Annotated in this window: 23 protein-coding genes; 18 read left to right on the top strand and 5 right to left on the bottom strand. The window is 42.0% G+C overall.

What is annotated here, in order from left to right; translation table 11 throughout:
- Positions 1 to 56: 56 nt before the first annotated feature.
- Positions 57 to 827, top strand: coding sequence for a LytR/AlgR family response regulator transcription factor (locus D7Y06_RS03795; RefSeq protein ID WP_120406506.1), 771 nt, complete (start codon positions 57 to 59; stop codon positions 825 to 827).
- Here D7Y06_RS03795 and D7Y06_RS03790 read toward each other — a convergent pair.
- The gene (locus D7Y06_RS03790) at positions 793 to 1,731 is read right to left on the bottom strand and encodes a sensor histidine kinase (protein ID WP_243119065.1); all 939 of its coding nucleotides are present in this window, start codon (positions 1,729 to 1,731) and stop codon (positions 793 to 795) included. The genes D7Y06_RS03795 and D7Y06_RS03790 overlap by 35 nt on opposite strands.
- A gap of 588 nt (positions 1,732 to 2,319) precedes the next feature.
- Here D7Y06_RS03790 and D7Y06_RS25825 point away from each other — a divergent pair.
- The 10 genes from D7Y06_RS25825 to D7Y06_RS03745 all read left to right on the top strand — a co-directional run bounded on the left by D7Y06_RS25825 (position 2,320) and on the right by D7Y06_RS03745 (position 11,698).
- On the top strand, positions 2,320 to 2,463 hold the full coding sequence (locus D7Y06_RS25825) for a hypothetical protein (protein ID WP_158591215.1): 144 nt from the start codon (positions 2,320 to 2,322) through the stop codon (positions 2,461 to 2,463).
- A 19-nt stretch (positions 2,464 to 2,482) separates the two neighbouring features.
- Positions 2,483 to 4,726: a peptidase domain-containing ABC transporter gene (locus D7Y06_RS03785; protein WP_120406504.1), complete on the top strand. Its 2,244-nt coding sequence runs from the start codon at positions 2,483 to 2,485 to the stop codon at positions 4,724 to 4,726.
- Positions 4,727 to 4,827: 101 nt separating this feature from the next.
- Complete coding sequence (locus D7Y06_RS03780) at positions 4,828 to 5,217, top strand: hypothetical protein (RefSeq protein ID WP_120406503.1); 390 nt, start codon at positions 4,828 to 4,830, stop codon at positions 5,215 to 5,217.
- Between the two features lie 134 nt (positions 5,218 to 5,351).
- Positions 5,352 to 5,930, top strand: coding sequence for a hypothetical protein (locus D7Y06_RS03775; protein WP_120406502.1), 579 nt, complete (start codon positions 5,352 to 5,354; stop codon positions 5,928 to 5,930).
- A 2-nt stretch (positions 5,931 to 5,932) separates the two neighbouring features.
- Entirely contained in the window at positions 5,933 to 7,075 is a 1,143-nt protein-coding gene (locus D7Y06_RS03770; RefSeq protein WP_120406501.1) for a hypothetical protein, read from the top strand.
- Entirely contained in the window at positions 7,056 to 7,532 is a 477-nt protein-coding gene (locus tag D7Y06_RS03765) for a hypothetical protein (protein WP_120406500.1), read from the top strand. Before D7Y06_RS03770 ends, D7Y06_RS03765 begins: the two co-directional genes overlap by 20 nt.
- A gap of 87 nt (positions 7,533 to 7,619) precedes the next feature.
- Positions 7,620 to 8,021 carry a hypothetical protein gene (locus tag D7Y06_RS03760; RefSeq protein WP_120406499.1) on the top strand — a complete coding sequence of 134 codons (402 nt, stop codon included), beginning with the start codon at positions 7,620 to 7,622 and terminating at the stop codon, positions 8,019 to 8,021.
- A gap of 90 nt (positions 8,022 to 8,111) precedes the next feature.
- Positions 8,112 to 8,594 carry a hypothetical protein gene (locus tag D7Y06_RS03755; RefSeq protein ID WP_120406498.1) on the top strand — a complete coding sequence of 161 codons (483 nt, stop codon included), beginning with the start codon at positions 8,112 to 8,114 and terminating at the stop codon, positions 8,592 to 8,594.
- 14 nt (positions 8,595 to 8,608) lie between these two features.
- Positions 8,609 to 9,736, top strand: a complete 1,128-nt coding sequence (locus D7Y06_RS03750; RefSeq protein ID WP_120406497.1) for an HlyD family efflux transporter periplasmic adaptor subunit — start codon at positions 8,609 to 8,611, stop codon at positions 9,734 to 9,736.
- Between the two features lie 30 nt (positions 9,737 to 9,766).
- Positions 9,767 to 11,698, top strand: a complete 1,932-nt coding sequence (locus tag D7Y06_RS03745; protein WP_120406496.1) for an Ig-like domain-containing protein — start codon at positions 9,767 to 9,769, stop codon at positions 11,696 to 11,698.
- A 55-nt stretch (positions 11,699 to 11,753) separates the two neighbouring features.
- Here the strand turns inward: D7Y06_RS03745 and D7Y06_RS03740 are convergent, their stop codons facing one another.
- Positions 11,754 to 12,119 carry a metal-dependent transcriptional regulator gene (locus D7Y06_RS03740; protein ID WP_120406592.1) on the bottom strand — a complete coding sequence of 122 codons (366 nt, stop codon included), beginning with the start codon at positions 12,117 to 12,119 and terminating at the stop codon, positions 11,754 to 11,756.
- Positions 12,120 to 12,337: 218 nt separating this feature from the next.
- On the opposite strand from D7Y06_RS03740, the gene D7Y06_RS03735 reads away from it, so the two are divergent.
- Positions 12,338 to 13,282: a magnesium transporter CorA family protein gene (locus tag D7Y06_RS03735; protein ID WP_120406495.1), complete on the top strand. Its 945-nt coding sequence runs from the start codon at positions 12,338 to 12,340 to the stop codon at positions 13,280 to 13,282.
- 29 nt (positions 13,283 to 13,311) lie between these two features.
- Complete coding sequence (locus D7Y06_RS03730) at positions 13,312 to 14,952, top strand: GGDEF domain-containing protein (protein ID WP_120406494.1); 1,641 nt, start codon at positions 13,312 to 13,314, stop codon at positions 14,950 to 14,952.
- Between the two features lies 1 nt (position 14,953).
- Here D7Y06_RS03730 and D7Y06_RS03725 read toward each other — a convergent pair whose 3' ends face one another.
- Both D7Y06_RS03725 and D7Y06_RS03720 read right to left on the bottom strand, forming a co-directional pair.
- Positions 14,954 to 16,000 (bottom strand): GGDEF domain-containing protein, encoded by a 1,047-nt coding sequence (locus D7Y06_RS03725; protein WP_120406493.1) that lies wholly within the window; start codon positions 15,998 to 16,000, stop codon positions 14,954 to 14,956.
- 180 nt (positions 16,001 to 16,180) lie between these two features.
- Positions 16,181 to 16,657 carry a hypothetical protein gene (locus D7Y06_RS03720; protein WP_120406492.1) on the bottom strand — a complete coding sequence of 159 codons (477 nt, stop codon included), beginning with the start codon at positions 16,655 to 16,657 and terminating at the stop codon, positions 16,181 to 16,183.
- 201 nt (positions 16,658 to 16,858) lie between these two features.
- On the opposite strand from D7Y06_RS03720, the gene D7Y06_RS03715 reads away from it, so the two are divergent.
- From D7Y06_RS03715 to D7Y06_RS03695, 5 genes are all read left to right on the top strand, one after another.
- Positions 16,859 to 17,530 (top strand): response regulator transcription factor, encoded by a 672-nt coding sequence (locus D7Y06_RS03715; protein ID WP_120406591.1) that lies wholly within the window; start codon positions 16,859 to 16,861, stop codon positions 17,528 to 17,530.
- Between the two features lie 271 nt (positions 17,531 to 17,801).
- Positions 17,802 to 19,271: a xylulokinase gene (gene xylB / locus D7Y06_RS03710; protein ID WP_120406491.1), complete on the top strand. Its 1,470-nt coding sequence runs from the start codon at positions 17,802 to 17,804 to the stop codon at positions 19,269 to 19,271.
- Between the two features lie 53 nt (positions 19,272 to 19,324).
- Positions 19,325 to 20,812: an L-fucose/L-arabinose isomerase family protein gene (locus D7Y06_RS03705; RefSeq protein ID WP_120406490.1), complete on the top strand. Its 1,488-nt coding sequence runs from the start codon at positions 19,325 to 19,327 to the stop codon at positions 20,810 to 20,812.
- Positions 20,813 to 20,822: 10 nt separating this feature from the next.
- Positions 20,823 to 21,467: a DUF4867 family protein gene (locus tag D7Y06_RS03700; RefSeq protein ID WP_120406489.1), complete on the top strand. Its 645-nt coding sequence runs from the start codon at positions 20,823 to 20,825 to the stop codon at positions 21,465 to 21,467.
- Positions 21,468 to 21,526: 59 nt separating this feature from the next.
- Positions 21,527 to 23,998, top strand: coding sequence for a methyl-accepting chemotaxis protein (locus D7Y06_RS03695; protein WP_120406488.1), 2,472 nt, complete (start codon positions 21,527 to 21,529; stop codon positions 23,996 to 23,998).
- A 24-nt stretch (positions 23,999 to 24,022) separates the two neighbouring features.
- Here the strand turns inward: D7Y06_RS03695 and D7Y06_RS03690 are convergent, their stop codons facing one another.
- Positions 24,023 to 24,946: an AraC family transcriptional regulator gene (locus D7Y06_RS03690; protein WP_120406487.1), complete on the bottom strand. Its 924-nt coding sequence runs from the start codon at positions 24,944 to 24,946 to the stop codon at positions 24,023 to 24,025.
- Positions 24,947 to 25,063 lie beyond the last annotated feature (117 nt).

Here is a 25,063-nt window from a genome sequence, read left to right as displayed (position 1 = left end):
TCTTTTCTAAGATATATACAATAAAAGACAGAGAACGCAGAGGGAGGATAACTATTATGTATGAATATAAACTTGTAGTTTGCGATGACCAACAATGTTTTATTGATGATATAAAAGGGTATCTGAAAGCTTATGAAAGTGAAAGCAATAATAAGATAATAGTATTGGAATATCTTTCGGGGAAAGATTTACTAGAAGATATCAAGGAGCAGGGATTAAAGCAGGATATTTGGTTTTTAGACGTGGATATGCCGGAGAAAAAAGGGATTGACGTTGCAAAAGAAATCAAGGAAGTGTATCCGGATGCAGTAATCTGTTTTATCACTTCCTATGAAGATTATGCCTATGAGGCATACCGGACAGAGGCATTGGGATACCTGGTAAAGCCGGTTAAATATCAGGAATTAAGGAGAATGTTAAACCGCTGTGCAACTCAGGTGCAGTATCAGAGAAATGCGGTGGAGGCAAAAAAGCGTTTTATTGAAGTAAAGATTAACAGAGGAACAGTTCTATTAGATACGGATGAGATTTTATATATAGAAAAGAGGAAAAATCAGTGCGTCTTTCATTTGGAGGACGGGGAGATATTAAGTTACATAACATTAAAACAGGCCAGTCAGTTATTAGATAATACGGTTTTTTATACGGTTCATCAGGGATACATTGTCAATTTCCGGCATATCAAAGAAGTGAGGACAGATTCTGTATGTCTGGGCAAGAACAGAGAAGTGCCGGTGAGCAGAAGAAATCATGAAAAACTGCGGAATCTTCACATGAGAAAAATACAGCATCTCAGCGATAATTGGGAACGAAAACATTTACTGTAAAGGTATTATCCGTATATTTAATATCTATGGTTCCATTTAGTTCATTAACAGATTTTTTGATATTTTTAATGCCGATTCCGTGAAATATATGATCTCCTTCTTTTGTGGTGAGAAACTGTTCATTCTTTTTGCGAATTTTCTCAGCATGGTTGTTTTCACAGCAGATTTCCAAGTAGGAATCTACCTGCCGTATGGAAAGAATTATCTGTCCGTCAGAAATCTTAGAAGCTGCAGTGATGGCATTATCCAATAGGTTTCCCAGAATAGTTATCAGATGAAAATCACTGATGGATATGTAGGGAAAGGTGCATTTTGCAGTAAATAATATTTTCTTCTCACGGCAGACATTGGATTTTGCATTTAAAATAGCGGAAACCAGGGAACTCTGAGATTTAATCAATTTTATGTCCGTTAAGCCCTTATTGAGTTTGGCAATATACGTCTTTAGGTTTTCCAAATCTCCTTTTTGGGCATAACTGTCTAATACAAGAAGATGATTTCTAAAATCGTGTCGGAGGGAAGAGATGTCGTTTAAAGATTTTTCCACATCTTCATAGTAGGCCCGTTCTGCTTCGTATCGGGTAATGAGGATTTCCTGGTCAGCATTTGTCTTTAAAGTCAGCACAATTTTCTGGTAGGAGGTAAGGCACACGGCGATAATGATAAAAAATAGGGAAAAAATCACCGGAAACATGCGGCTGATATTCGTTGGATTTCCCACTAAAAAAAGGCTGAAATAGCTTAGAATATAACAGGAAAACACTGCGGCAGCGGAAAAATAGATGCTGTAGTGTTTTTTTTCATGAAGAGCGGAGAGGCGTTTGCCATAAATGTAGAGAAAGAGGACAATGTAAAGCATAACATTGCAAATCAAATCTTTTGCATTATTATATGTTTCATTCACATCCAAGAAATAAAAGTCGTTAATAATATATGTGTGAGAAATGATTAATATACTTAAAACAATTAATACATATAATTCATATTTGAGAAAAATCCAAATACAGTGTTTCGCCTCTTTTTTTCCTGTCAGATAAAAGTATAAAAAAATAACACACAAATCTAAATATGTAAAAATTTTTGGTAGATTAGCAGGAATAGAATACAGTATATAATAAATTAGGTAATAAATACGCAGTTTTTTTTTATTAAAAGAATTGTACGTTTTTAGCTGATATTGTGCAAAAAGTTCAATAGTAAAAAATGAAAATACATTATACATTATATCAAAATAAATTCTTATCAAGTCCATTTCAGATCCTCCTTGCATATAGTTATTATAATATTAAAATATGAAAAAGAAAATAGAAATTATTTATAATAGACATAGGCTTATGAAAAATCTTCATTATGAATATAATTGCTAAAATCGTACGCAGGAGGGGAATAGAAATTACCAAATAACACGGAATTCCTACCAAATGCCACATGAATATTGCATTTCATATAAAAAATGGTAAAGTAAAGATATCAAAAGAAAAGGAGATTTTGAATGAAAAGAGAAATTAAATTGCCGGATAATTCTGTAATTTTGTCAAAGCAAGAGATGAAAACTGTTGATGGAGGAGATAGGGGAAATAATCCAAAAGATAGTATAAGTGACTTTTGGAGAAAAATCTTAAAGAAAAGAAAATAAACTATGCAGGAGAAAAAACATGCGATACACATTTGTACAGCAGCATGATGCCACAGATTGTGCAGCCGCATGCCTTGCCATGGTCTGTCTGCACTACCGAAAGGAAACTACCATTACCAAACTCCGTGACCTGATGGGAACGGACTTAAAGGGGACAAACCTTTTGGGGTTAAGCAAGTGTGCAGAGACTTTGGGATTTACCTCACAGGCAGTCCGGGTAGACAGGGAGGGTTTTTTAAGCAAGTATACCCTGCCTGCCATTGCCAATGTGGTTACAAAAGAGGGCATGACGCATTTTGTTGTAGTTTTTAAGATTTCAGAGAAATATGTGGTAGTGGGAGATCCGGCAAAAGATTTGCTTCGGATGACCGTGGATGAATTCTACAAGGGGTTTACCGGGGCCATGCTGATTCTGCTGCCCAACCAGGAATTTGAGACAGGAAAAATAAAGGGTGGGAAAATCTTAGACAGATATCTTGCCCTGTTAAAGCCCCAGACAAAGCTGTTTGCTTACGGGATTTTGGCGTCTCTTCTCATGACGCTGCTTGGGATCGTATCTTCGATTTTCAATAACGTGCTCTTTGACGAGATACTTCCCTACAGACAGGAAAATGTGCTAAAGCTTGTGATTATTGTATTTTTGGGCATCAACATTACACAGGTGGTGGTCAGTTTTGTGCGGCAGTGGATGATGATGCATCTTTCCATAAAAATTGATATTCCATTGATGCTTGGCTATTTCAAGCATATCTACAATCTTCCCATGAAATTCTTTTCCACCAGGAAAACAGGGGATATTACCACAAGGTTTTCCGACGCCTTTACCATAAAGGATGTGTTTACCAATATCGCTTTGACGCTGATATTGGATATCGGCATGGCCTTAATTACCGGGGTAATTTTGTTTCGTATGAACGGTTCCCTGTTTGCCATTATTATTTTTATGACCATTGTAAGTATCCTGCTGGTATTTATTTTTAAACAGCCCTACAAAAAGATTAACGAAGAAGAGATGCAACAGTCGGCAGTGTTAAATTCCCAGATTATTGAGGGACTTCGGGCGGTGGAAACCATAAAAGGAAATGCCAATGAAGAAGTGGAGTTAGACCAGATTGAAAAGGAATATATACGTTCCCTGCGCATCAGCTATAAAGAGGGGATGCTCTCCAATGTTCAGGGGGTAATATCGGAGTTGATTTCCTCCGGTGGAAACCTTATCCTTATGTATTTTGGGATTATGGAAGTGTTAAAGGGAAATATTACCATCGGAAGCTTTATGGCCTTTAACACCCTGGCGGGGTATTTTATGGAGCCTGTGGGAAATCTGGTAAGCCTGCAGTTATCTTTGCAGGAGGCCAATATTTCCATGAAGCGTTTTTCGGAAATTCTGGACTATGAAGAGGAACAGCCTTTGTCCCAGGAAAATATGTATGAGGATATCAAAGCTGTTCAGGGAGATATAGAGGTAAAACATGTGACTTTCCGGTACGGGAACCGGAAGCCTGCCTTAGATGATGTGAGCTTTGTGATTCCCAAAGGGAAAAAAGTGGCGTTGGTGGGAGCCAGCGGAAGCGGAAAGACCACCATCGCAAAGCTTCTGTTAAAATACTATGAGCCGGAACAGGGTTGCATTACCATGGACGGCGTGGACATCAGCGAAATCAGCAATAAATCTTTGAGAAGGGCAGTTTCCTATGTGCCCCAGAGCATAGAGCTGTTTTCCAAAAGCATTTACGACAATATCAGGGTCAGCCGGATGAGTGCCACTTTAGAAGAAGTGAAGGAGGCGGCAAAGGCGGCGGACGCCCATGAGTTTATCCGAAAACTGCCTATGCAGTATTATACGTTTCTGGAGGAGGCGGGAAACGGCCTAAGCGGCGGGGAAAAACAGAGGATTGCCCTGGCCAGGGCATTTTTAAAGAAAAATGAATTCTATATTTTAGATGAGAGCACCAGCAATCTGGACTTTGCCACGGAGAATATTATTTTTGACATGATTTACAACAAGCTTCGGGATAAGAGTATGCTGATTGTGGCCCACAGGCTTGCCACCGTGAAAAACTGTGACAATATTATTGTAATGTACCAGGGTAAGGTAGTGGAGCAGGGGAATCATGAGGAACTGCTGGCAAAGAAAGGAAAGTATTACCAGTTGTGGGAGATGCAACAGGGAAATTTTACAGTAAAGGAAGAGAAGGCTGTGGAAAGAAAAAGTGTGATGGAGATTCCTGAAAATATGGAAGATGTGATTAGTTATACTTAATTGCGGTATGTAGTGTACATTTACATAAATGCATATGCCGACTGCAGACGGCGTATGTCAGTAACTAAAAACAAGAAAAAATAAGAAGGAGGTAACACGAAATGGAGATGTGTTATGATGGGACACTTGTGATGCCCAGTAGTTATGCAGTGATGAGCGAGGATGAGATGACGTATGTGGAGGGAGGTACAGTAGAACTAAAAATGAAAAGGCAATATTTGAATAAGAATTTTTGCAAAACGAAGGGGAATGCATTAAAGGGTGCCAAACTAGTAAAAGGTATGAGTGCTTTAAATATTGCAAAAGAAATTTTTGCACATGCTGTAATGTTTTATATGTCATCGGCCGCAATTTCAGCAGGAATTGACAATGGAATTATCAGAGAGGTAAAAAGACGTGCAGGTAAGATTAATATTGAAGATGGTGGGAATAAGTGGTATCGCAGAGGTGTTTATGCTGCTATCTGGAATAATTGTCCTTCCTATGTTTAATATAAGATGATTTTTTAGATTATAAAAAGTTTCTCTTTACTGCTAGATTTGTAAAGAGAAACTTCTCTTAACGTAAGCAAAAAAAGAAATTAAACCTTAAAATTAGAAATATATATTATAAGTGGAGGTATTTAATGAAAGCAGATATAAAATTTGGCATAAAAATAGCGGGATTGGTCATTGGTGTGTTCTTTTTGCTGATTCTGGGATTTATAGGATTTTGGATGTATGACAGCAGGGACAGGACAGAAGATATTGGCAAATATCAGGAATACATAGGGAAAGATGGAAAGTATAAAGAAAACTTTGATCTTTATAATGATATTTTTCCAGATTCTATAGATGAGAAATTATGCGAAATAGAGGATTTCTGCTATTATTACTACAATCCATGGGATCCTTGCTATCTAGGATATTTGGTATATACCTGTGATGAGGAGTTTTTTGAAAAAGAATATCAGCGTTTGAAAGAACTGGGTTCGGCAGAAGAACCCTACCCCTATGGGATAAAAAATTTCCCCTATGAATTGTGTGCGGTATATACAAATCGGGACTATGGTTTTATCTATGCCTTGGCGGACAGGGAGCAAAAGAAATTTGCATATGTGGAATTACAGTTTTGCAATGGTTTTACGGATATTAAATACGAAAAGATAATAGATGCACAATATTTACCGGAAGGAATGGATATTAAGATATCTTATGAAGAATAAAAATGAAAAGAAAGATTGAGATTTCCTGCTTTTTAGCCTACGGTGCCATATGCATTTCAGTCTATTCTGATTTGTTTACAAAAGAAGATGCTTTAACGTTTGGGATGATAATGGCAATAAGTCTGGAACAGATGCTCTTTTATGTGATGTTGTGGAATGTTTCTTTTTTTGTGGGACATTTATCAGCGCATATTTATTATAAAAAAGAAGGTCTGGGAGACAGCCCGGTTTTGTTTTTTCCTTTTGTGTTTAATGGAGGATTTTTTCCATTTGTGATTCACAGAGGGAAAAATCCGCATTTATTTTACAATTTGTTTCAAATGGCAAATTATTTTTATCCTTCCAAATTTTTTTTGGATGACAGCAGGGCATTAGATAAAGATAAGCTTACGAAACAGTGTTTAAAGGGGCAGAAAGCTAATTTTGCAGGGCAGTTAGTTTTTTGGAGTTTGTATACCGTCCTATGGACGACAGGAAAAAATATCTGGTTCAGCATATCGGGGTTTTTAAGTTTCATCACGGTAATTATGGCCGGATGGCTGAAAACGGATTCTTACCACGGGTACTTTGTCAGGAAAAAATATATGGAAGAGGGATATGCGGAAGTGTATCTGGCAAGGTTTGTTTTGCTGTATACATCCGCAGAACATGAATTATACAGGCTTTTGGAAATCCAAATGTGTACGGATTTTAAGGAAGATTTTGAGCTCTTTTACCTGGAGGCTGTTTTGCATATGTATGTTGCAAAATGTGCAGACAGGGAATTTCCGTATCCGGATAAAATACAGGACATGATATATGAAAAATGTTTTTTAAAATCTTTAGAGGATTATATGCATCACATGGAAATAGCAGATACAAAATTAAGCATAATGAAAATGTGCTTATATTATGCATTAGTGGAAGATGAGATTGGGTTAAAAAATGTTATAAAGGGATATTTGGAAGATTTGCATCGGCAGCAAAATCAGAGTTTTCTGCATTTTGATTCCTATCTTAAACTGCTGGTTTTAACGAAGGAAGATGTGTTGAAAGACTGCAGTTTTTTTAGAAAGTATCAATTTTACAGTACATTTACGAATTATAGGAATGTGTTTTTAAAGATACAGAATAAGGAGAAAAATCATGGGAAAATTACAATTTAACACAAGCAAAATACTGAAATTACAGAATGTATTAAAAAGCAAAATTGATTTGGAAAATCAGGATATGGATTTGGCCGTTCTAGTGGAAAAAATGCAGTCCTACATAAAAGTAAAAGGAGCCGTGCAGATTGGCCCGCTGATACAGCAGACAAGGACATTTGTCAATGAAGAGGAAGAGTTGGATATGGAAATTATCCTTATGCTTCAATGCAATCATTTTATTAATTCTGTGGAAAAACCCTATTCCATGGAATCGGTGCTTCGTGTCACGGACTGTATGTACTGTCGCTATATGGGGCCGGAGGAGCAGTTAAAAATTGCCTATGACAAAATAAACGTGGAGGCATTTGAAAATGACATAGAGTTAGAAGGGGAAAGCTACACTGTTTTTGTGGATGAAAATGAAGAAGAGGGAACGATTGTAGCGGATGTGTTTGTGCCGAAGAAAAATTCTTAAAAAGTATGTAATATGCATTTACATAAATTCAGACATTGGTTGCAAACAATGTGTGAGAATTAAAAAAGAAAAAGAAGGTAACACGCAATGGAGATGTGTTATGACGGGGCACTTGTGATGCCCAGCAGTTATGCAGTGATGAGTGAAGAAGAGATGCTCTATTTAGAAGGTGGAAGAACAATTTCAAGGTCATGGGTAGCTGTTGCAGTGGATGTTATTGCACTTGCAATATGTCCGTATTTAGCACCTGTAAAATTTATGGGGAAGTGTGCAGCAAAGGCTTTGGTAAAAACCTATTTAAATCATTTGTCTGGAGCGTTTAGAAAAATTGTACAAATGGGTATTGGCGTTTCCATCAACATTAGTAACGGAATGATTGGAAAACTGTTATTTAGTAATGCATGGTGTTTGACATCAGTAGGTGGAATGGTTTCTTTAATTGCAGATTATGCAACTGATAGGAAGCTTGACGGAAGAGTAAAGATATAATCGGAAAAGCATGGGAGAATTTAACTAGAAAGTTAATTCTCCCGTGTTTATAGGCAAATTTGTTTATTTGAAATAGGAGGAATGCGTGGCATGGTTAAATGTGAGGCGGAAAATTATGTATGCAGCAGGTATCAGAATAAAATAATTTGTATGAATGGAACATTTCAGAGCCCTCCGTGGCTGATTTTATGTGCATCGGTACTCAGTATGTTATTGCCGGATATACATGATATCAAAATTCCTCTTGCGCTTATGATTGAAGAGATAGAAAAAGATGTGGTGATAGACAAAAACCTGAAGGTGACAGGTACGATACATTATAGTTATTTTATACCAGAGGAACATTTTAAAATCTGGAAGAAGACGTTTTTGGTGATATGGGTAAGTATTTTCTGTCTGGGAATAAGTGTTTCTGCGCTGTTGTTTTACATTTTTGTTAATGAGCCGGATGTTTTCGTTGGGGCATCATTTGGAATTGTATTTGGAATGACATTTCTGGTGGGCAGAACTATTTTTTGTCAATTTAAAATTCTTAGATTATATAATATAATCTCATTGAAGAATATCAATTAAACAGGAGAAATCATATGAGCGCTCAGGCAAAAACATTAGAAGATTTAAAAGACAGCCGCATTATGTTTGACAAGGAAATACCTCCCTTTGGATATATGCTGGTGCTTATCGTCTTTTTTACCATGGCAGGCATAACGGTATGGAGCACATTTGCCCACAAAGCCTACATGGTCAGGGCGGAGGGAAGCATTACCAGTTCGGATTCCAACTATGTGATGCCATCTTTTACCGGGGAGATTGCCAAGTCCTATATGGAGGAGGGAAAGCTGGTACAAAAAGGAGACGTTCTTTTTGTGGTAAAAAGCCTGGATTTCGACCTGCAGGAGGAACAGCTTGCAGACAGCCAGGAGAATTATGAGGAGCAGATTGCCCAGTACGACAAGCTGATAAAATCCATCAAAGAGGACACCAATTACTTTGATGCCGGGGAAAATAAGGACAGCCTGTATTACAGTATGTTTGAAAATTACAAGGCACAGGTGGCACAAAATGAGGTAGACACCACCATGTACAAATCCTACGGCTACACCGATGAACAGATTGAAAGCGAACTGGTAAAAGCCCAGAGTAAGAAGTCGGAGCTATATTACACTGCACTGCAGACGGCGGAAAATGCCAGAAAGGAATTGGAAAACCAGCTGGAATCCGCAAAAGCCCAGTTATCCGCCGTGGGGAATGGTAAAAACGAATACGAGGTAAAAGCCAGCGCCACAGGAACGCTGCATCTTCTGTCAGATTACAAGACAGGTATGGTGGTGCAGACCGCATCCCCGGTGGCAACCATTACTCCGGAAAATGCGGACACGGTAGTGGATGCCTACATCAGTACGGCGGACATGGCCCGAATCCATGAGGGGGATGAGGTGCAGATAGAGGTAAACGGCTTAAGCCAGACCATATATGGGAATATTGCCGGAAGGGTACAGCGGATAGACAGCAATGTCACCACCATGGAGGGCGGGGAAAACAGAAGTTCCCAGGTGTTTAAAATCCGCATCCTTCCGGAAATGGATTATCTTGTTTCCAAAACCGGGGACAAGGTGAACCTGTCCAACGGGATGACGGTTGAAGCCAGAATTATTTATGACAAGATGACGTATTTTGACTATGTGTTAGAAAAGCTGGGCGTAAAATATAAATAATAAATTATTTTGAAAGAGAAGGAAACACAAATGCGGAAAGATAAGCAGTTAAAAAGACGGCTTTATTCTGTCCTCCTGTTGGTTTTTATCTGTGGAGGACAAATATTTAAAGGCACAGGATATGCATTAGCATCCGAGACAGAAGCCCTGCCTGTTCCTGCTGCAGTGACGGAGATTGATCTGGGGGAGTATCAGTCCCAGATGAAAGTGGGGGAAAAGCAGCTCCTTAGCGTGACGGTTCTCCCGGCGGAAGCGGCAGATACAAAGATTACATATTCTTCGGGGAATCCGGGGGTGGCGGAGATTAACGGGGCGGGAAGGATAACGGCCCTTAATGTAGGGATGGCGGAAATCACCGTTTCCTCTGGCGGGATATCCCAGAGATTTACGCTGACTGTTGTGTCGGGGGAAGTTCCGGTTAAGGATATTGACCTGGGGGATTACCAGTCTGAAATGAAGGTGGGGGAGAGACAGCTTTTAGGAATTACCATTTTGCCGGAAAATGCCACGGATACAAAGGTTTCGTATTCTTCGGGAAATCCGGTTGTGGCGGAAATAAACGAGATGGGGAGAATCACCGCCCAATCTGAGGGTAAAACGGAAATCACAGCCGCCTGCGGGGGTGTATCCAAAAAATTTACTTTAACAGTAGCTGAGGCAAATACTGCAGTGAGGGATATTGACCTGGGAGACTGCCCGGCAGAAATTGAAGTGGGGACTTCCCAGCTTTTGAGCGTGACACCGATTCCAACGGATGCAGGGGAGCAGAGTGTAACTTATAAATCCAGCGACACAAAGATTGCCACTGTCAATGAAATCGGCAGGGTTACGGGGATTGCCATTGGAAAGGCAGACATTACCGTAAGCTGCGGAAAGGTGAAGAAGAAATTTTCCTTAAAAGTAATAGCGGCAAAGGACGAGAATGAGAAGATTCCAGTAAAGGACATAGAGATTTCCGACCATGAAGATGAACTGGAAGTGGACAAGACCATGAATTTATCTGTCACTGTGCTTCCGGCAAACGCCACGGACACTACGGTGACATACCGTTCCTCCGATGAAAAAATTGCCACCGTCAATTCCTCCGGGGAAGTAAAAGGCATCGGGGCGGGAAAAGTTACCATTACGGTTTCCGCAGGAAATGTTTCCAAAAGTGTGGATTTGACCGTAAAATATGCAACTGCCAAAATTGAAATGAACACCACATATCTGGTGCTGAAAGAGGGGGATACTTTTCAGCTTTCCGCAAAGGTACTTCCGGCAACAGCAGACCAGGGCATAACCTACGAAAGTGAAAACCCGGACATTATATCTGTCACCGGAGGCGGCCTTGTCACTGCCAAAAAATCCGGAAGCGGGACGGTGCTTGTAAAAAACAGCGATACCAGTACGGCGGTCATGGTAATCGTAAATCTGGAGGGCAGGACACAGGAGCCAGAGCAGCAGGAAAGCGCCGGGAAAACCCAGACAGAATACGGTACGGAAGTTTCTGTAAAAGACTGCCCCCTGGTTTCCTCAGACATGCTGCGGTATCTCTATGAAAACGGGAAAGTTTTAACCCTGCATGGGGACGGTTATCTTTTGCAGATAGATGGGAAAGACATATCAAACTGGAGCAATGAGTTTTATACGGATATCGAGTTTAAAGAAGAGGAAAAAGGCACAAGTTTCTGCGTGAACAGAGAGCAGAATATCTGTGGCAGGATTACCCTTCAATTGGAAGAAAAAACCGTGTCCGGGGAGTATCTGTATCTTTATAATTCCTCCAAAGGGAAGTATGAACTGTTGGATCAGAAGGAGATGCATCTGTTAAAGCTGGACAGTGCGGGAAAGTATCTGATTACGGAAAAGAAACTTGGGAATGGGATGGTGAAATTTGCGGTGGTTCTTGTAACGGCTGTTGTGCTTCTTGGGCTGGTCTTTGTTTATATTGGGGTAAAGAAGAAATACTGGTTCTGGTAACAGGGCTTATAAAAGGTGCAGAATCCTAACTGCCATGGACTTTACACCTTTGTTTTTAGGAATTGGTAACATATTTCTTTATGGCGGCAAAACTTTCCGGGCTGATGACATGTTCCATGCGGCAGGCATCTTCCACAGCAGTTTTTTCATCGATGCCAAGGGAAATCAGCCAGTTGGAGATAAAGGTGTGGCGTTCGTAAATCATGTCTGCTATCTTTTGTCCGGATTCTGTCAATGAGATAAATCCTGCATCACTTACGGTGATATGGCCTTTTTCCCTAAGGTTTTTCATGGCAACGCTGATGCTGGATTTTTTAAAATTCATTTCTGTGGCAATGTCCACAGAGCGGACAACTGGGAGTCTTTGACTTAATACAAGGATGGTTTCTAAATAATTTTCTGCTGATTCGTTTGTATTCATACAGGTTTCCTTCTCAAATATTCTGATTTTCGCCAAAGGAACAAAGATATCTATGATTTCTCCTTTGAATTCTTAAAAACCATTATATCACAGGATATGGAAAAAGAAAACTTCAAATTTCCTTTCTAATGTGATATAATAACCCATAATGTCAAATGATAATATACTGCCATGATTTATGTGGCAGGTAATTTCTGGGATAAAAATGGAGACCAGTTATGAAGACAATATATAAGACAGACAACGGAGTGCTTTCACAGATGTTTATATATGAACCGGATGTATGGGTGCATTTGATTTCCCCCACCATGGACGAGCTGATGGAGGTGGCGGGGCACTATGATATTGATATTTCCGACCTTCGGGCGGCGTTGGACGAGGAGGAGAGTTCCCGTGTGCAGATGGAGGACGGGTACACCCTGATTTTGGTGGACATTCCCTGTGAGGAGATGCGAAACGAACAGAGAGCCTACACGACCATACCGCTGGGTATTTTGCTGGTGGGGGATGCTATTATCACCGTATGCAGTGAGGACACAGTGATTTTAAATTATTTTTATAATAACCGTATGCGGGGATTCAGCACAAAGAAAAAAATTCGGTTTGTGTATCAGATTTTGCTGCGAACCACAAATCTCTATCAGTCCCTGCTTCGGGTCATTGACAAAAAGAGGAGTGAAATAGAGAAGAGAATCGGTACGGAGACCACTGAGGATAAGGATTTGATTACTCTGCACGAACTGGAGACGAATCTGGTGTATTTCGCCACGTCTTTGAGCGCCAATAAAATTGTATTGGAGCGCTTAACCCGTTATGAGAGAATCAAACAGTATACCGAGGATAAAGACCTGTTGGATGATGTGATTGTGGAGAACAGGCAGGCCCTTGAGATGACAAATATATATAGGGATATTATACATGGGGCAAGGGAGTTGGTTTCCACCATTATTAATAACCGTTTGAATAATGTGATGAAATTTCTTACAAGCATTACGCTTGTTATGGCGATTCCCACGATTATTTCGGGATTATACGGAATGAATGTCAGTGATGCCTGGATGCCTCTGTCTAATACGCCTCATGGATTTTTAATTATCTGTGTGCTCACAGGAGCAATCTGTATATTGGCGCTTTTGGTACTAAAAAAGAGAAAGATGTTGTAGCAGCAAAACTGCGTAAGAGGAGAGGCCAGATGAAAAATATTCGCAGAATATATCTCATGGTATGTGCAGTTTCCATAATACTATTGTTTTGTATTATAATTGGATTCCACAGGAATGTAAATGTTGCGTATGAGCCGGAAGAATCTGTAAAGCAGATGGAATATAATGTGTCATTGGGGGAAACAGGGGCGTCTATGCAGGGGGTGATTGATTCTTCCGATGTCAGGGACAGATATATTGCTTTTTATACGGTTCACCAGAATGTGCGGGTGACGATTGGGAAGAATGTGGTGTATGAAGTTTCCATCCCGGAAAATCCTTTTGGAAAAACTCCGGGCAGCGGGTGGAATTTTGTAGCCGTAAAGGGTACGCATATTGGGAGCATTATAACAATTGATTTAAGTTCTCCCTATGACCAGAATAAACACAGGGTGCCGGATATTTACGACGGTTCAAAATACAGCATAATGAAAAAGGTGCTCTTTCGTGAGCTGCCTTCCCTTATGATATGCTTTTTGACTATCATGGTGGGAGTGGTGATATTGATTTACTGCATTATTATAAAGAGAAGAGGGGATGTGGGCAAAAGTGTTGTAACACTTATGCACTTAGGGACATTTGCTGCATTTTTGGGCATCTGGTCCTCCAACGAAAGTTCCTGCCTGTCGATGGTTTTTGGGAAGAGTTTGTTTTCCACATATCTGGCATATCTGTCGCTGATGCTTATGGTTCCGCCTTTTATTCTTTTTACCAGAGACATGTTTGCCGATAAGGATCACGTAATCTGGAAAGTGTGCTGTTTTATGAGTCTGACGGATATTGTGGGAACCACGCTGCTCCAAGTGTTTCAGATTTATGATTATAAAGAGACGCTGTGGGGAATGCATGTAACCTGTATCTTTTTTATGTTTGTGGTCATTTATATGGCTGTAAAAGAGGCAAGGCAGGGTGTTTTGACAAAAGAAATGAAAATAAATGTGTTAAGCCTTATTTTAATTATTTTTGGGTTTGTCTTTGACCTGGTTATTTATTACATTACCAAAGGAAGTGCAAATGTGATTGGCCGGGTATGTTTCCTGGCATACATTGTGATTTTGTGCTACATGTTTACCAGGGAAATTGCCGACTTGACCAGCAAGGGAAAAGAGGCGGAATTGTACCATAAGCTTGCTTTTACGGACGCCCTTACAGGGGTGTGGAATAGAACTGCCTATTCCAGGAAAATTGCCCAGTATGACCAGGAGGAATTGGAACATGCCCAGGTTTTTGTGATGGATTTGAATAATCTGAAATGGTGCAATGACAATATGGGGCATCAGCTGGGTGATAATTATATTATCCGTGCGGCGACTTTTGTCAATGAGCTGTTTGAAAAAAAGGTGAGGGTTTACCGCATCGGGGGGGATGAATTCTGTGTATTGACCAGGGATATGACCAGGGAAAAAATTCAGGAAATTTCCAGGGTTTTAGAGGATGAGAAAATCGAAGTCAGGATAAAGGGAGAGGATAAAGTTTTTTATGGAAGAATTGCCAGCGGTTTTGAACAATACAGAGAAGGGGACAAGGATGTATACCAGATTGCAAAACGGGCAGATAAAAAAATGTATGAAAAAAAGCGGAAAATAAAAGAGATAGATAGATTAAATAATCCTGAAAAAAGTCATAGTTAAACTAGAACACTACTTTATTTTTTCCGCTGTACTTTCCTACATACAATTTTTTGTCAGCCAGATTTACCCACTGATCTAAATCCTGTTCAATATTGCACAGAGCCGTGCCTAAGGTAATTGTCAGGCGGAAATTCTGTTCGCCATATTGAAAGGGATATTGTTCAATTTCTTTTCGGATGTCTTCTAAAAACGTCAGTTGTGCCTGGCGGTTGTTGCCTACAGAGCCAAAGAGCACGAATTCCTCACCGCCCCAGCGGCAGGGGGTAATTCCCGCTTTTTTACAATGTTTCTGTAAAAGCTCTGAGATGGTTTTTAAAACATAGTCTCCACAGTTGTGGCCGTATGTATCGTTAATGGATTTGAAATTGTCAATGTCTGCAATGGTAATCCAGTAATCCTTCATCTCCGGGTTTATGTAAATCTTTTTTAGATTATTAGTAAGATAATGCCGGTTAGGCAGTCCTGTCAGGGCATCTGTCTGAGCCGTGTGGGACAGGTTTCTGGTGGAGCGCATAGTCAGGTACACCAAAAGGGACATAAAAAAGATACAGAGAGAAAATGTGGCGGAGGAAACAGCCAGCATTATAATAAACTCCATACTTTCACTGATTACATAAAATGGCGGAATCACATGTGTGACAACGGCACATACGATGTAAGCCAGAAAATAACCCATGGCAAGCCTTGCACCGTAAAAGGTGCTGTTTTTTGTAGACATCAGAATATATTCCACATAAAAAACAAGAATAACCATTCCAAGGAAGCAGATTTGGAATCCGCAGTTCCATCCCAGGCAGATGGTGGCAAGACTCATATGGATGAATACTTCTATATATGTAGTATAGGCAAAAAGCAATATCCTTTCCTTGTGCAGTAAAAAAAGTGTAATAATGTAGGTGGAAATGCTAAACACATTTACAACAGCCATAACCGTAATATGCAAAAGAGCGAAACAGATGAAAAAGCAAACGTGAACCGCAAGAAAAGCAATATTTACCGCAAGAGCTGATTTATATACAGTTGATGTATGAAGTGATTCCGTGCCCATAAGCGTCCTTTCCCCGTAGTAGTCAGTAAAAAAATTATCTATATTTCAATATTATATCAAATTATCCACGGAAATTGTATGGCAATATTGTATAAGAAACTCATTTTGACTTTGGGTAAAATTATGGTTGTTGTACAGTTCTTTGACTGTAACATTATTGAATATCAGCAATTAACAGTATTACGCAATATGCTTTGTGTGGTCTTTGTCATGTTCGATTAGAAGCCTGTGAACATCGTCAACCTCTTTTAAAATCAAGTTTTCGCTTTTGACCAGTTCCCGCTTTAAATTTTTCTCACTGTTTTCTATTTTCTTTTCCAAATCGTTTCTTAGGGAATCAATCTTTTGATCCATCCTTTCTTCCAGGGAATCAATCTTTTGGTCCATCCTTTCTTCCAGGGAATCAATTTTTTGATCCATCCTTTCTTCCAGGGAATCAATTTTTTGGTCCATCCTTTCTTCCAGGGAATCAATTTTTTGATCCATCCTTTCTTCCAGGGAATCAATTTTTTGATCCATCCTTTCTTCCAGGGAATCAATTTTTTGGTCCATCCCTTCTTCCAGGGAATCAATTCTTTGGTCCATTCTTTTTTCCAGGCAATCAATCTTCTGATCCATGAAATCGGAAATAGCCGTTAACAATTCTTTATTATCCATATACCCTCGCCTCCTCTTTAAGAAAGTATAACACACACCAAAGATAAAGTCTACAGTATATTATATGCTTTTTTGTAATATAAAATCTAAATAATTCAAGAAAGACAAAACATCCCGTTACATTCCGGAAAATGCATTGTCCCCAAAAACAGGATAGGATATAATATGAGGAAAAGGAAACATTGCAGGGGGAAACAGCCAATGAAAAGCATTCTGATTGTGGAAGATGACAGTAAAATAAATGAGATGATAAATCTGGATTTGTCGAAGGAAGGGTATTCCTGCGTCAGCGCCTTTTCCGGGACGGAAGCGGAACTTTTGTTAAAGAGCCGGTCTTTTGACCTTATCATACTAGATTTGATGCTTCCAGGGAAAATGGGGGAAACTCTGCTTGGGGAAGTGCGGAAGGAGAGCAGCATTCCTGTTATTGTGCTCTCGGCCAAGGACGAGCTGGATACAAAGGTTGACCTTTTGACCCTGGGGGCGGATGATTATATGACAAAACCTTTTGAGTTAAAGGAGTTAAGGGCAAGAGTTTTGGTGCAGCTTAGAAACAGGGGGGAAGGGACGGGACAAAAGATGAGCCTTCAGCATAGGGATTTGCGTCTGGATTTGGAAAAAAAACAGCTGTTTGTGTCCCAAAAGCCTGTTTCTTTGACGGCAAGGGAATACCGGATTATGGAATTATTTTTAAAGTATCCCCAGAAGGTTTTTTCAAAAAATGAACTCTACGAGTATGCATGGGAAGAATATTATATAGGGGAGGACAAAACCGTCAATGTGCATATCAGCAATATCCGCAGGAAGCTGAAAAATATTTCTGACTGTGAGTATATTGAAACTGTCTGGGGACTGGGGTTTCGTCTGTTCTAAAAAACAGTGCATAAATACTCTTACAAGCACAAGCTATTTGAGCACAGTTCCTAACATGGGGGTAAGCAGAACCTCCGGGATTTTTTTATATCTCCTTTGAGAAAATTATCCCTGTCTGCAATCGGGCAATATGTGAAAAAAATATAGCAATATCTAAGATGTATTGGGGAATATGTACAAGTATAATAGGGATATAACATACAGGCGTCCATTTCATCCCTGGTTTGGCCATGGATGAAATGGATGAATTATCATACTTGGGAGGCAGGATATGTTTTACGTAGGAATTGATTTGGGGACATCCTCGGTGAAGCTTTTGCTGATGGACGGGGAGGGAGAGGTGAAAAATACAGTGACAAGGGAATATCCTCTGTATTTTCCAAAGCCCGGATGGTCGGAGCAGGATCCGGAGGACTGGTACCGGGAAACTATTGCCGGGATAAAGGAGCTGCTTACGGGATTTGACGGAAAAGAGGTGGCGGGAATCAGTTTTGGGGGCCAGATGCACGGCCTGGTGATTCTTGATAAAGAGGATTGCATTATCCGGCCCGCCATTCTGTGGAATGACGGCAGGACAAAGGAAGAGTGTGAATATTTAAACAATGGCATCGGGAAGGAAGCCCTTTCCGGGTATACGGCAAATATAGCATTTACGGGATTTACAGCACCCAAGCTTTTGTGGGTGAAAAAGAACGAGCCTGAGAATTTTGCCAGAATAGATAAGATTATGCTTCCAAAAGATTACCTTTCGTATCGGCTGACTGGAGTGCATGCCACAGATGTGTCGGACGCATCGGGAATGCTCCTTTTGGATGTAAAAAAACGCCAGTGGTCAAAGGAAATGTGCGGTATCTGCGGGATTTCGGAAAGTATGCTGCCAAAACTTTACGAAAGTTATGAATGTGTGGGCGTTCTGCGCCGGGAAATTGCACAGGATCTTGGAATGGGAGAGAATGTAAAAGTTGCAGCAGGGGCAGGGGACAATGCGGCTTCCGCAGTTGCCACAGGAACTGTGGGAGACGGGAGCTGTACCATTTCTCTTGGGACAAGCGGTACCATATTTATTTCCTCCGGCAGTTTCCGGGTGGATAAAAACAACGCCCTGCATGCCTTTTGCGACGCCGGTGGTGCATATCATCTTATGGGCTGTATGCTCTCCGCAGCATCCTGCAACAAGTGGTGGATGGACGGGATTATCGGTGTCACGGATTACGGCAAAGAGCAGGAGGGAATTGCAGATTTAGGGGAGAACCATGTGTATTATCTGCCCTATCTTATGGGGGAGCGTTCTCCTTACAACGACCCGGATGCCAGGGGAGTTTTTATCGGTATGACAATGGATACCGGGCGGCCAGAAATGACCCAGGCTGTTTTAGAGGGAGTAGCTTTTGCCTTAAGGGACTCCTTTGAGGTGGCAAAATCCCTTGGGATACAAATAGAGCGTGCAAAAATATGCGGCGGCGGGGCAAAAAGCCCGTTGTGGAAAAAAATCATTGCTAATGTGCTGAATATCAAACTGGATATTCTGGAAACTGAAGAAGGCGCCGCGCTGGGCGGGGCCATGCTGGCAGCAGTGGCATGCGGGGAGTTTGCCGATGTAAAAGAGGCGGCGGAAAAAACAGTAAAGATAAAAGATACCGTTTTGCCGGATTCAGAGCTTGCGGCAAAATATGAGGCACGTTATCAGCAGTATAAAAATATCTACCCGGCATGCAAAGCATTGTTTGGGAAACTATTATAGCCCCATGGCTGAACAGGGGTTTCAAAAAATGTAAAAAACAGGAGGATTTTAGTATGAACAACATTCCAAAAGTAAAAATCGGCATCGTGGCAGTGAGCAGGGACTGCTTTCCGGAGTCCTTATCAACAGGAAGGCGGCAGGAAGTAGTAAAAGCCTATGGCAGGAAATATGACAAAGAGGATATTTATGAATGTCCTATCTGCATTGTGGAGAGCGAGATTGACATGGTTAAGGCTCTTGAGGATATTAAAAAAGCAGGGTGCAACGCCCTTTGCGTCTATCTTGGGAACTTTGGCCCGGAGATTGCCGAGACGCTTTTGGCCAAGCATTTTGAGGGGCCGAAAATGTTTGTGGCAGCAGCGGAGGAGACACAGGGCAATCTCTGCCAGGGCAGAGGCGACGCTTACTGTGGTATGTTAAACGCAAGCTATAACTTAAAACTGAGAAATACAGGGGCCTATATACCGGAATATCCCGTGGGGGATGCGGAAAGCTGCGCAGATATGATTCACGGGTTTCTGCCCATAGCAAGAGCCATTATAGGGCTGTCCAATTTAAAAATCATCACATTCGGCCCAAGGCCGCAGAATTTTCTGGCATGCAACGCCCCCATCAAACAGCTCTATAACTTAAATGTGGAAATAGAGGAAAATTCAGAACTTGACCTCTTTGAGGCATTCCACAAGCATGACAATGACGAGAGGATTGCTGAGGTTGTGGCGGATATGGAAAAAGAGCTTGGAGCCGGAAACAAAAAGCCACAGATACTTAACAAGCTTGCCCAGTATGAACTGACCCTTCTTGACTGGATAGAGGAGCATAAGGGATACAGAGAGTATGTGGCAATCGCCGGAAAGTGCTGGCCTGCTTTCCAAACCCAGTTTGGATTTGTACCATGTTATGTAAACAGCCGTCTCACCGGGCGTGGGATTCCGGTATCCTGTGAAGTGGACATTTTCGGGGCGTTAAGTGAGTTTATCGGTACCTGTGTCAGCCAGGATGCCGTCACCCTGTTAGATATCAACAATTCCGTACCTGGGGATATGTATGAAGAATCTATAAAAGGCAGGTTTGATTACAGGCATACAGATACCTTTATGGGATTCCACTGCGGGAATACCTGTTCCGGAAAACTGTCAGGACATGAGATGAAAAACCAGATGATTATGGCAAGAAGCCTTCCGGAAGAGGTGACAAACGGAACCTTAGAGGGAGACATTATACCTGGAGATATTACATTTTTCCGTCTCCAGTCCACAGCGGACTGCAAGCTTCGGGCTTACATGGCCCAGGGAGAAATCCTTCCGGTGGCAACGCGCTCTTTTGGATCCATCGGCGTATTTGCCATTCAGGAGATGGGCAGGTTCTACCGCCATGTGCTGATTGAGAAAAACTATCCCCATCATGGCGCAGTTGCTTTTGGACATTACGGCAGGGAACTGTTTGAGGTATTTAAGTATCTCGGAGTGCCGGTGGAGGATTTGGATTACAACCGTCCCGCAAACCTTCCCTATGCCACAGAGAATCCTTTCGTAAAATAGGAGGTGCGGCATGGAAATTTTAAAAGTGGAATCTGAAGAATTTCATAAATACGGAAGGGTAATCCGAAATGTTGATTTTCGGGAACTGGTGGAAAAGATGAAGGATATGCCAATGCCGGAAGGGGTAGTCTATGAACCCAGCGTTTTGGAATTGGAAAAACTGCCGGTGATGAAAGAACTTTCCGCTGTTTTTTACGGGGAGATGCCCATTCAAATCGGATACTGCAACGGGCATAATACATATTTAAACGGACTGGAATATCACAGAAGTTCAGAGGTAAACGTAGCCGCCACAGATACTGTCCTGATTCTGGGGCGGCAGCAGGATGTAAACGAGGATTTCACCTATGACACGGCAAAGGCACAAGCCTTCTTCCTTCCTGGGGGAACAGGGGTGGAATTGTATGCCGACACGCTCCACTATGCGCCCTGCGGCGTAGAGGGAAAGGGATTTTTAGTGGCAGTTGTACTTCCCAGAGGAACCAATGGGCCGCTGAGGGAAAAACATACTGCAGTGGCTGCTGACGGCTCTGCGCCAAATGAGGACGCACTTTTAGCGGCTGTAAACAAATGGCTCATAGGGCATGCAGAAGGAGGGCATGGGGAAGGGACATTCCTGGGGTTAAAAGGGAAAAACCTAAATATTGCCGAATAGGCCTGCAGCCCAGCGCTTTGATTTCATCAATTTTACCATAGGATAACAGGAGAAGGGATATGAAAAAAAGAAAAAAGAAACACAGCGGGAAGGTGTTTCAAACTATTAAAAGCAAAATAGCGCTTATTGGTATTTTTTCCCTTATTGTGGCAGTAGGCATCGGAGTGTTAGGCATTCATTCCCTGGACAGAAACAGCGGCAACAGCGAAATAGAGTCTATTGTCAGTGACCTGGATGTACTTCAGGTGAAAAACATTGCGCTGGAAACTCAGTATCAGTATTATATTGACCAGGGGTATCTGGACAGCATCCTTGGCAATCTTTCACAGATGACATCAAAGGCACAGGCGCTGCGGGGTCTGACAGATTCCAGATATGAAGGGGATGTGGACAAAATTCTTAAAGATCTGGCGGGGCTTTCGGCAAACTACAGTGAGATAAGCAGTCTCAGCGCCAGCCGGGGATTTGACGGGGAAAAGGGTTTGTACGGCCAGTACCTGGAAGGGGACAGCGGGCTTTCCGAGAGTTTTTCGGACCTGATTGATAAGCAGGACTGGCTGGAGATAAAGTGGATAGACGCCCATATGTGGACCACCGGCGAGAGAGTGGAAATTGACGGCAAAGAATATATAAAGGCGGTTTACAAAGGCCCCATACCGGAAAGCGTAAAGCGGGACTTTTTGGCATTCCGGGTGGGGGGAACCCTTACCTATGATAAAAACTGTTACATTACAGACATAAAACTGGTAAAAGGGGGAGATTGCGTCCAGGTGGACATATCTGGGATATCGGCTCCCCAGGGTTCCGGCCTTGCCTATGTGGACAGTGAAATCACCACATTTCCTGCTGCCCCTGCCATACGCATCGGCTGTAACTTTAACGCCGCTAACCAGTGCTGGGAGGAGTTTGCAGTGCAGATTCCCATAAAAGAATACGAGCCCCAAAATTATTCCGACATAGAATATACCCTGTACCTGGAGCCCACAGAGATGACTTTTGACTACAAGTACGGCGGTTCCTATTCCGGGGTCTATGGCTTTGAGGGCAGTCTTAACACCCTTGAAAGCGGCATCAGCCAGTACAGCAAGCTGGTGGTGGAAGGCAAAGATGTGGAGGAGAGCCGGGGAAAAATAGAAGCCCTGACGGCAGAGATAGAAGAAAACATTCCGCTGTACACAGAAGGCGAACAACTTGTAAAGGATTCCCTTTTAAAACTTCAGGCGCAAAAGGAGCTTTTTCGTCAGATGCTGGAAATAGACGATAAAATCCTTGCAAAAAAGGCTGAGAATGTTTTATTAAACAATGAACTTACAGAGTTGTGCTCCCTTGTGAAAAATATGGCTTCAAAGGATATGGAAGACGTACAAGTTTCCGCCTTTAGAGTCAGTGTGTTTGTGCTTATAATTGCGGCAATTGTGCTGGTTGGCATGACTGTGCTGATAGGAAGCGGCATGGATAAAAAGGTGATGCTTTTTAAAAAGACGCTGGATAAAATCACCCAGGGCCGGATATCCGTCAGGATAGAGGCGGAGGGGAATGACGAATTTTCCCAGTTTGGCAAAAGCCTGAATGTGTTTTTCGATAAGCTGGAGGGAAGCATCAGCCATCTCCAGGAAATTTCCGCAGATCTGGCAGAGACAGGGGGAAAACTGGAAAGGAAAGCGGACAGGACAAAAGGAGCGGCGGAGATTGTGGGCGCAGCGCTGGATGAAATCGCAAAAGGGGCGGAGGTTCAGGCCGAGGATGTGTCAAATTCCTCCCTGCAGGTGTCGGGTATGCAGGAGGGGATGCTGCAAATCGGCGAGAGCGTAAATGAATTATCCCTTACCTCAAAGGGCATGAAGGAAAAGGGAAGCCAGGCTGCAAAAATCATCCAGGAGTTAAGCGGTACAAGCGACAGAACCGCCCAGGCGTTTATGAAAATATCGGATCAGATACATAAGACAAACGCATCTGTAGTAAAAATCCAGGAAGTGGTTGATCTCATTGCAGAGATTGCAAGCCAGACAAATTTATTGTCCCTGAATGCCAGTATAGAGGCGGCAAGGGCCGGAGAGGCAGGAAAGGGATTTGCGGTGGTGGCAAGCGAAATCCAAAAACTGGCGGAGCAGACCAATTCATCCGCCGGGAATATTAATGAAATCATACTGTCCCTGTCGGAAGAGTCCAGGCAGACGGTACAGTCCATTAGTGAAGTTACAGAAATGATAATGGATCAGAAGCAGAAACTGGCCGAGACAAAAGACAGATTTTACACAGTGGAGGGCGGAATTTTATCTGTTGGCAGCGGAATGAAAGGCGTATTAGAGCAGGCTGAGACATGCGGCAGGGCAGGAGCCCATGTGGTTGACATTATGACCAGCCTCTCCGCCATAGCCCAGGAAAATACGGCGACAACACAGCAGACAAATGATTCCATGGAGGAATTAAAGGATGCTACGGTTTCTCTTTTAAAGACAGCCTCGGAGTTAAAGGAACTGTCAAAAGCGGTGAAGGAAGATTTAAGCTACTTTACCACAGAAGATTCGTAAGCAGGCAGGATAGGCAGGAAGTTTTCAGTGTCTCCGGTTGTCCAGGCGGCACAGGGAACAGTATTCCGTGGGAGTGCAGCCCTTTAGCTTTTTAAAGGTGCGGTTAAAGGTGGCGATACTGGAAAAGCCTGACGCAAGGGCCACGTCTGTGACCGAGTACCCGGATGTGGACAAAAGTTCTTCTGCTCTGCGTATTCTTCTTAAGGTTAAATAATCATAAAAGGTTGTGCCAGTGTACTGTTTAAAAAGCCTGGAAAAATGATACTTGGAAAAACATGCCACTTTGGAGGCTTGTTCCAGGGTCAAAGGCTCCATGTAATGGGCGTTGATATACTGGAATACGGTGTGGAATTTATTGATATACTCTGACTGCTTGTTGGGTGCCAGATCGGAAAATTCCAGACTGTTTTCCATATGTTTTCTGCCTATTTCCGCACATAGCTGCAGTATGGAAGCGTAAATTTTAAACTCACTGAAAGCATCGCCTCCCATATATTCATTGTATATCCCAAGTATCAGGTTTTTTAAGGTAAGATAAAACCCGTCCTGCTCCAAGGCGCAAAAGTGCAGCGGAAAGGATAGGAGGGGAAGTAAATTGGGAAAATTGTGCATTTCGGAAAGCGGCGCCAGTTCAAACAGCAGAATCAGCCGCACGCCCTCCTTCGGGGCGGTGAGGGCGTGGAGTTCCCCCGCAGGGATGATAAGGATATCCCCTGTGCTTAAGGAATAAGAGCGGCTGCCGATAGCCGCATGGTAGCCGCCGTCTACAGGCATAATCATCTCCACGGCATTATGCCAGTGGTCAGGATAATTTTCAAATTCCCGGTTGACCCACAACCGTACCGAGGAATCTTTGGGATAGGATACTTTTTCCTGTCTGCCCTCCACGATGCGTTTAAAATTAGGGTCAGGGGGATGGCTCTTTGGCAGATGTATCGTATTGGTCATATCTGTGCTTCCTTTCAGAAAACGAATACTTGTGAATATATCTTTAATAATTTATCATACCAGTAAATCAGAAAACTGTAAACAGGTGGAACTATAGGAAAAATAAAATAAATCGGA

The organism is Roseburia sp. 1XD42-69, assembly GCF_003612565.1.
Taxonomy (GTDB): Bacteria; Bacillota; Clostridia; order Lachnospirales; family Lachnospiraceae; genus Roseburia_B.
The sequence above is the reverse complement of the archived record's forward strand: the minus strand, read 5'-3'. Positions and strand labels throughout refer to the sequence as shown.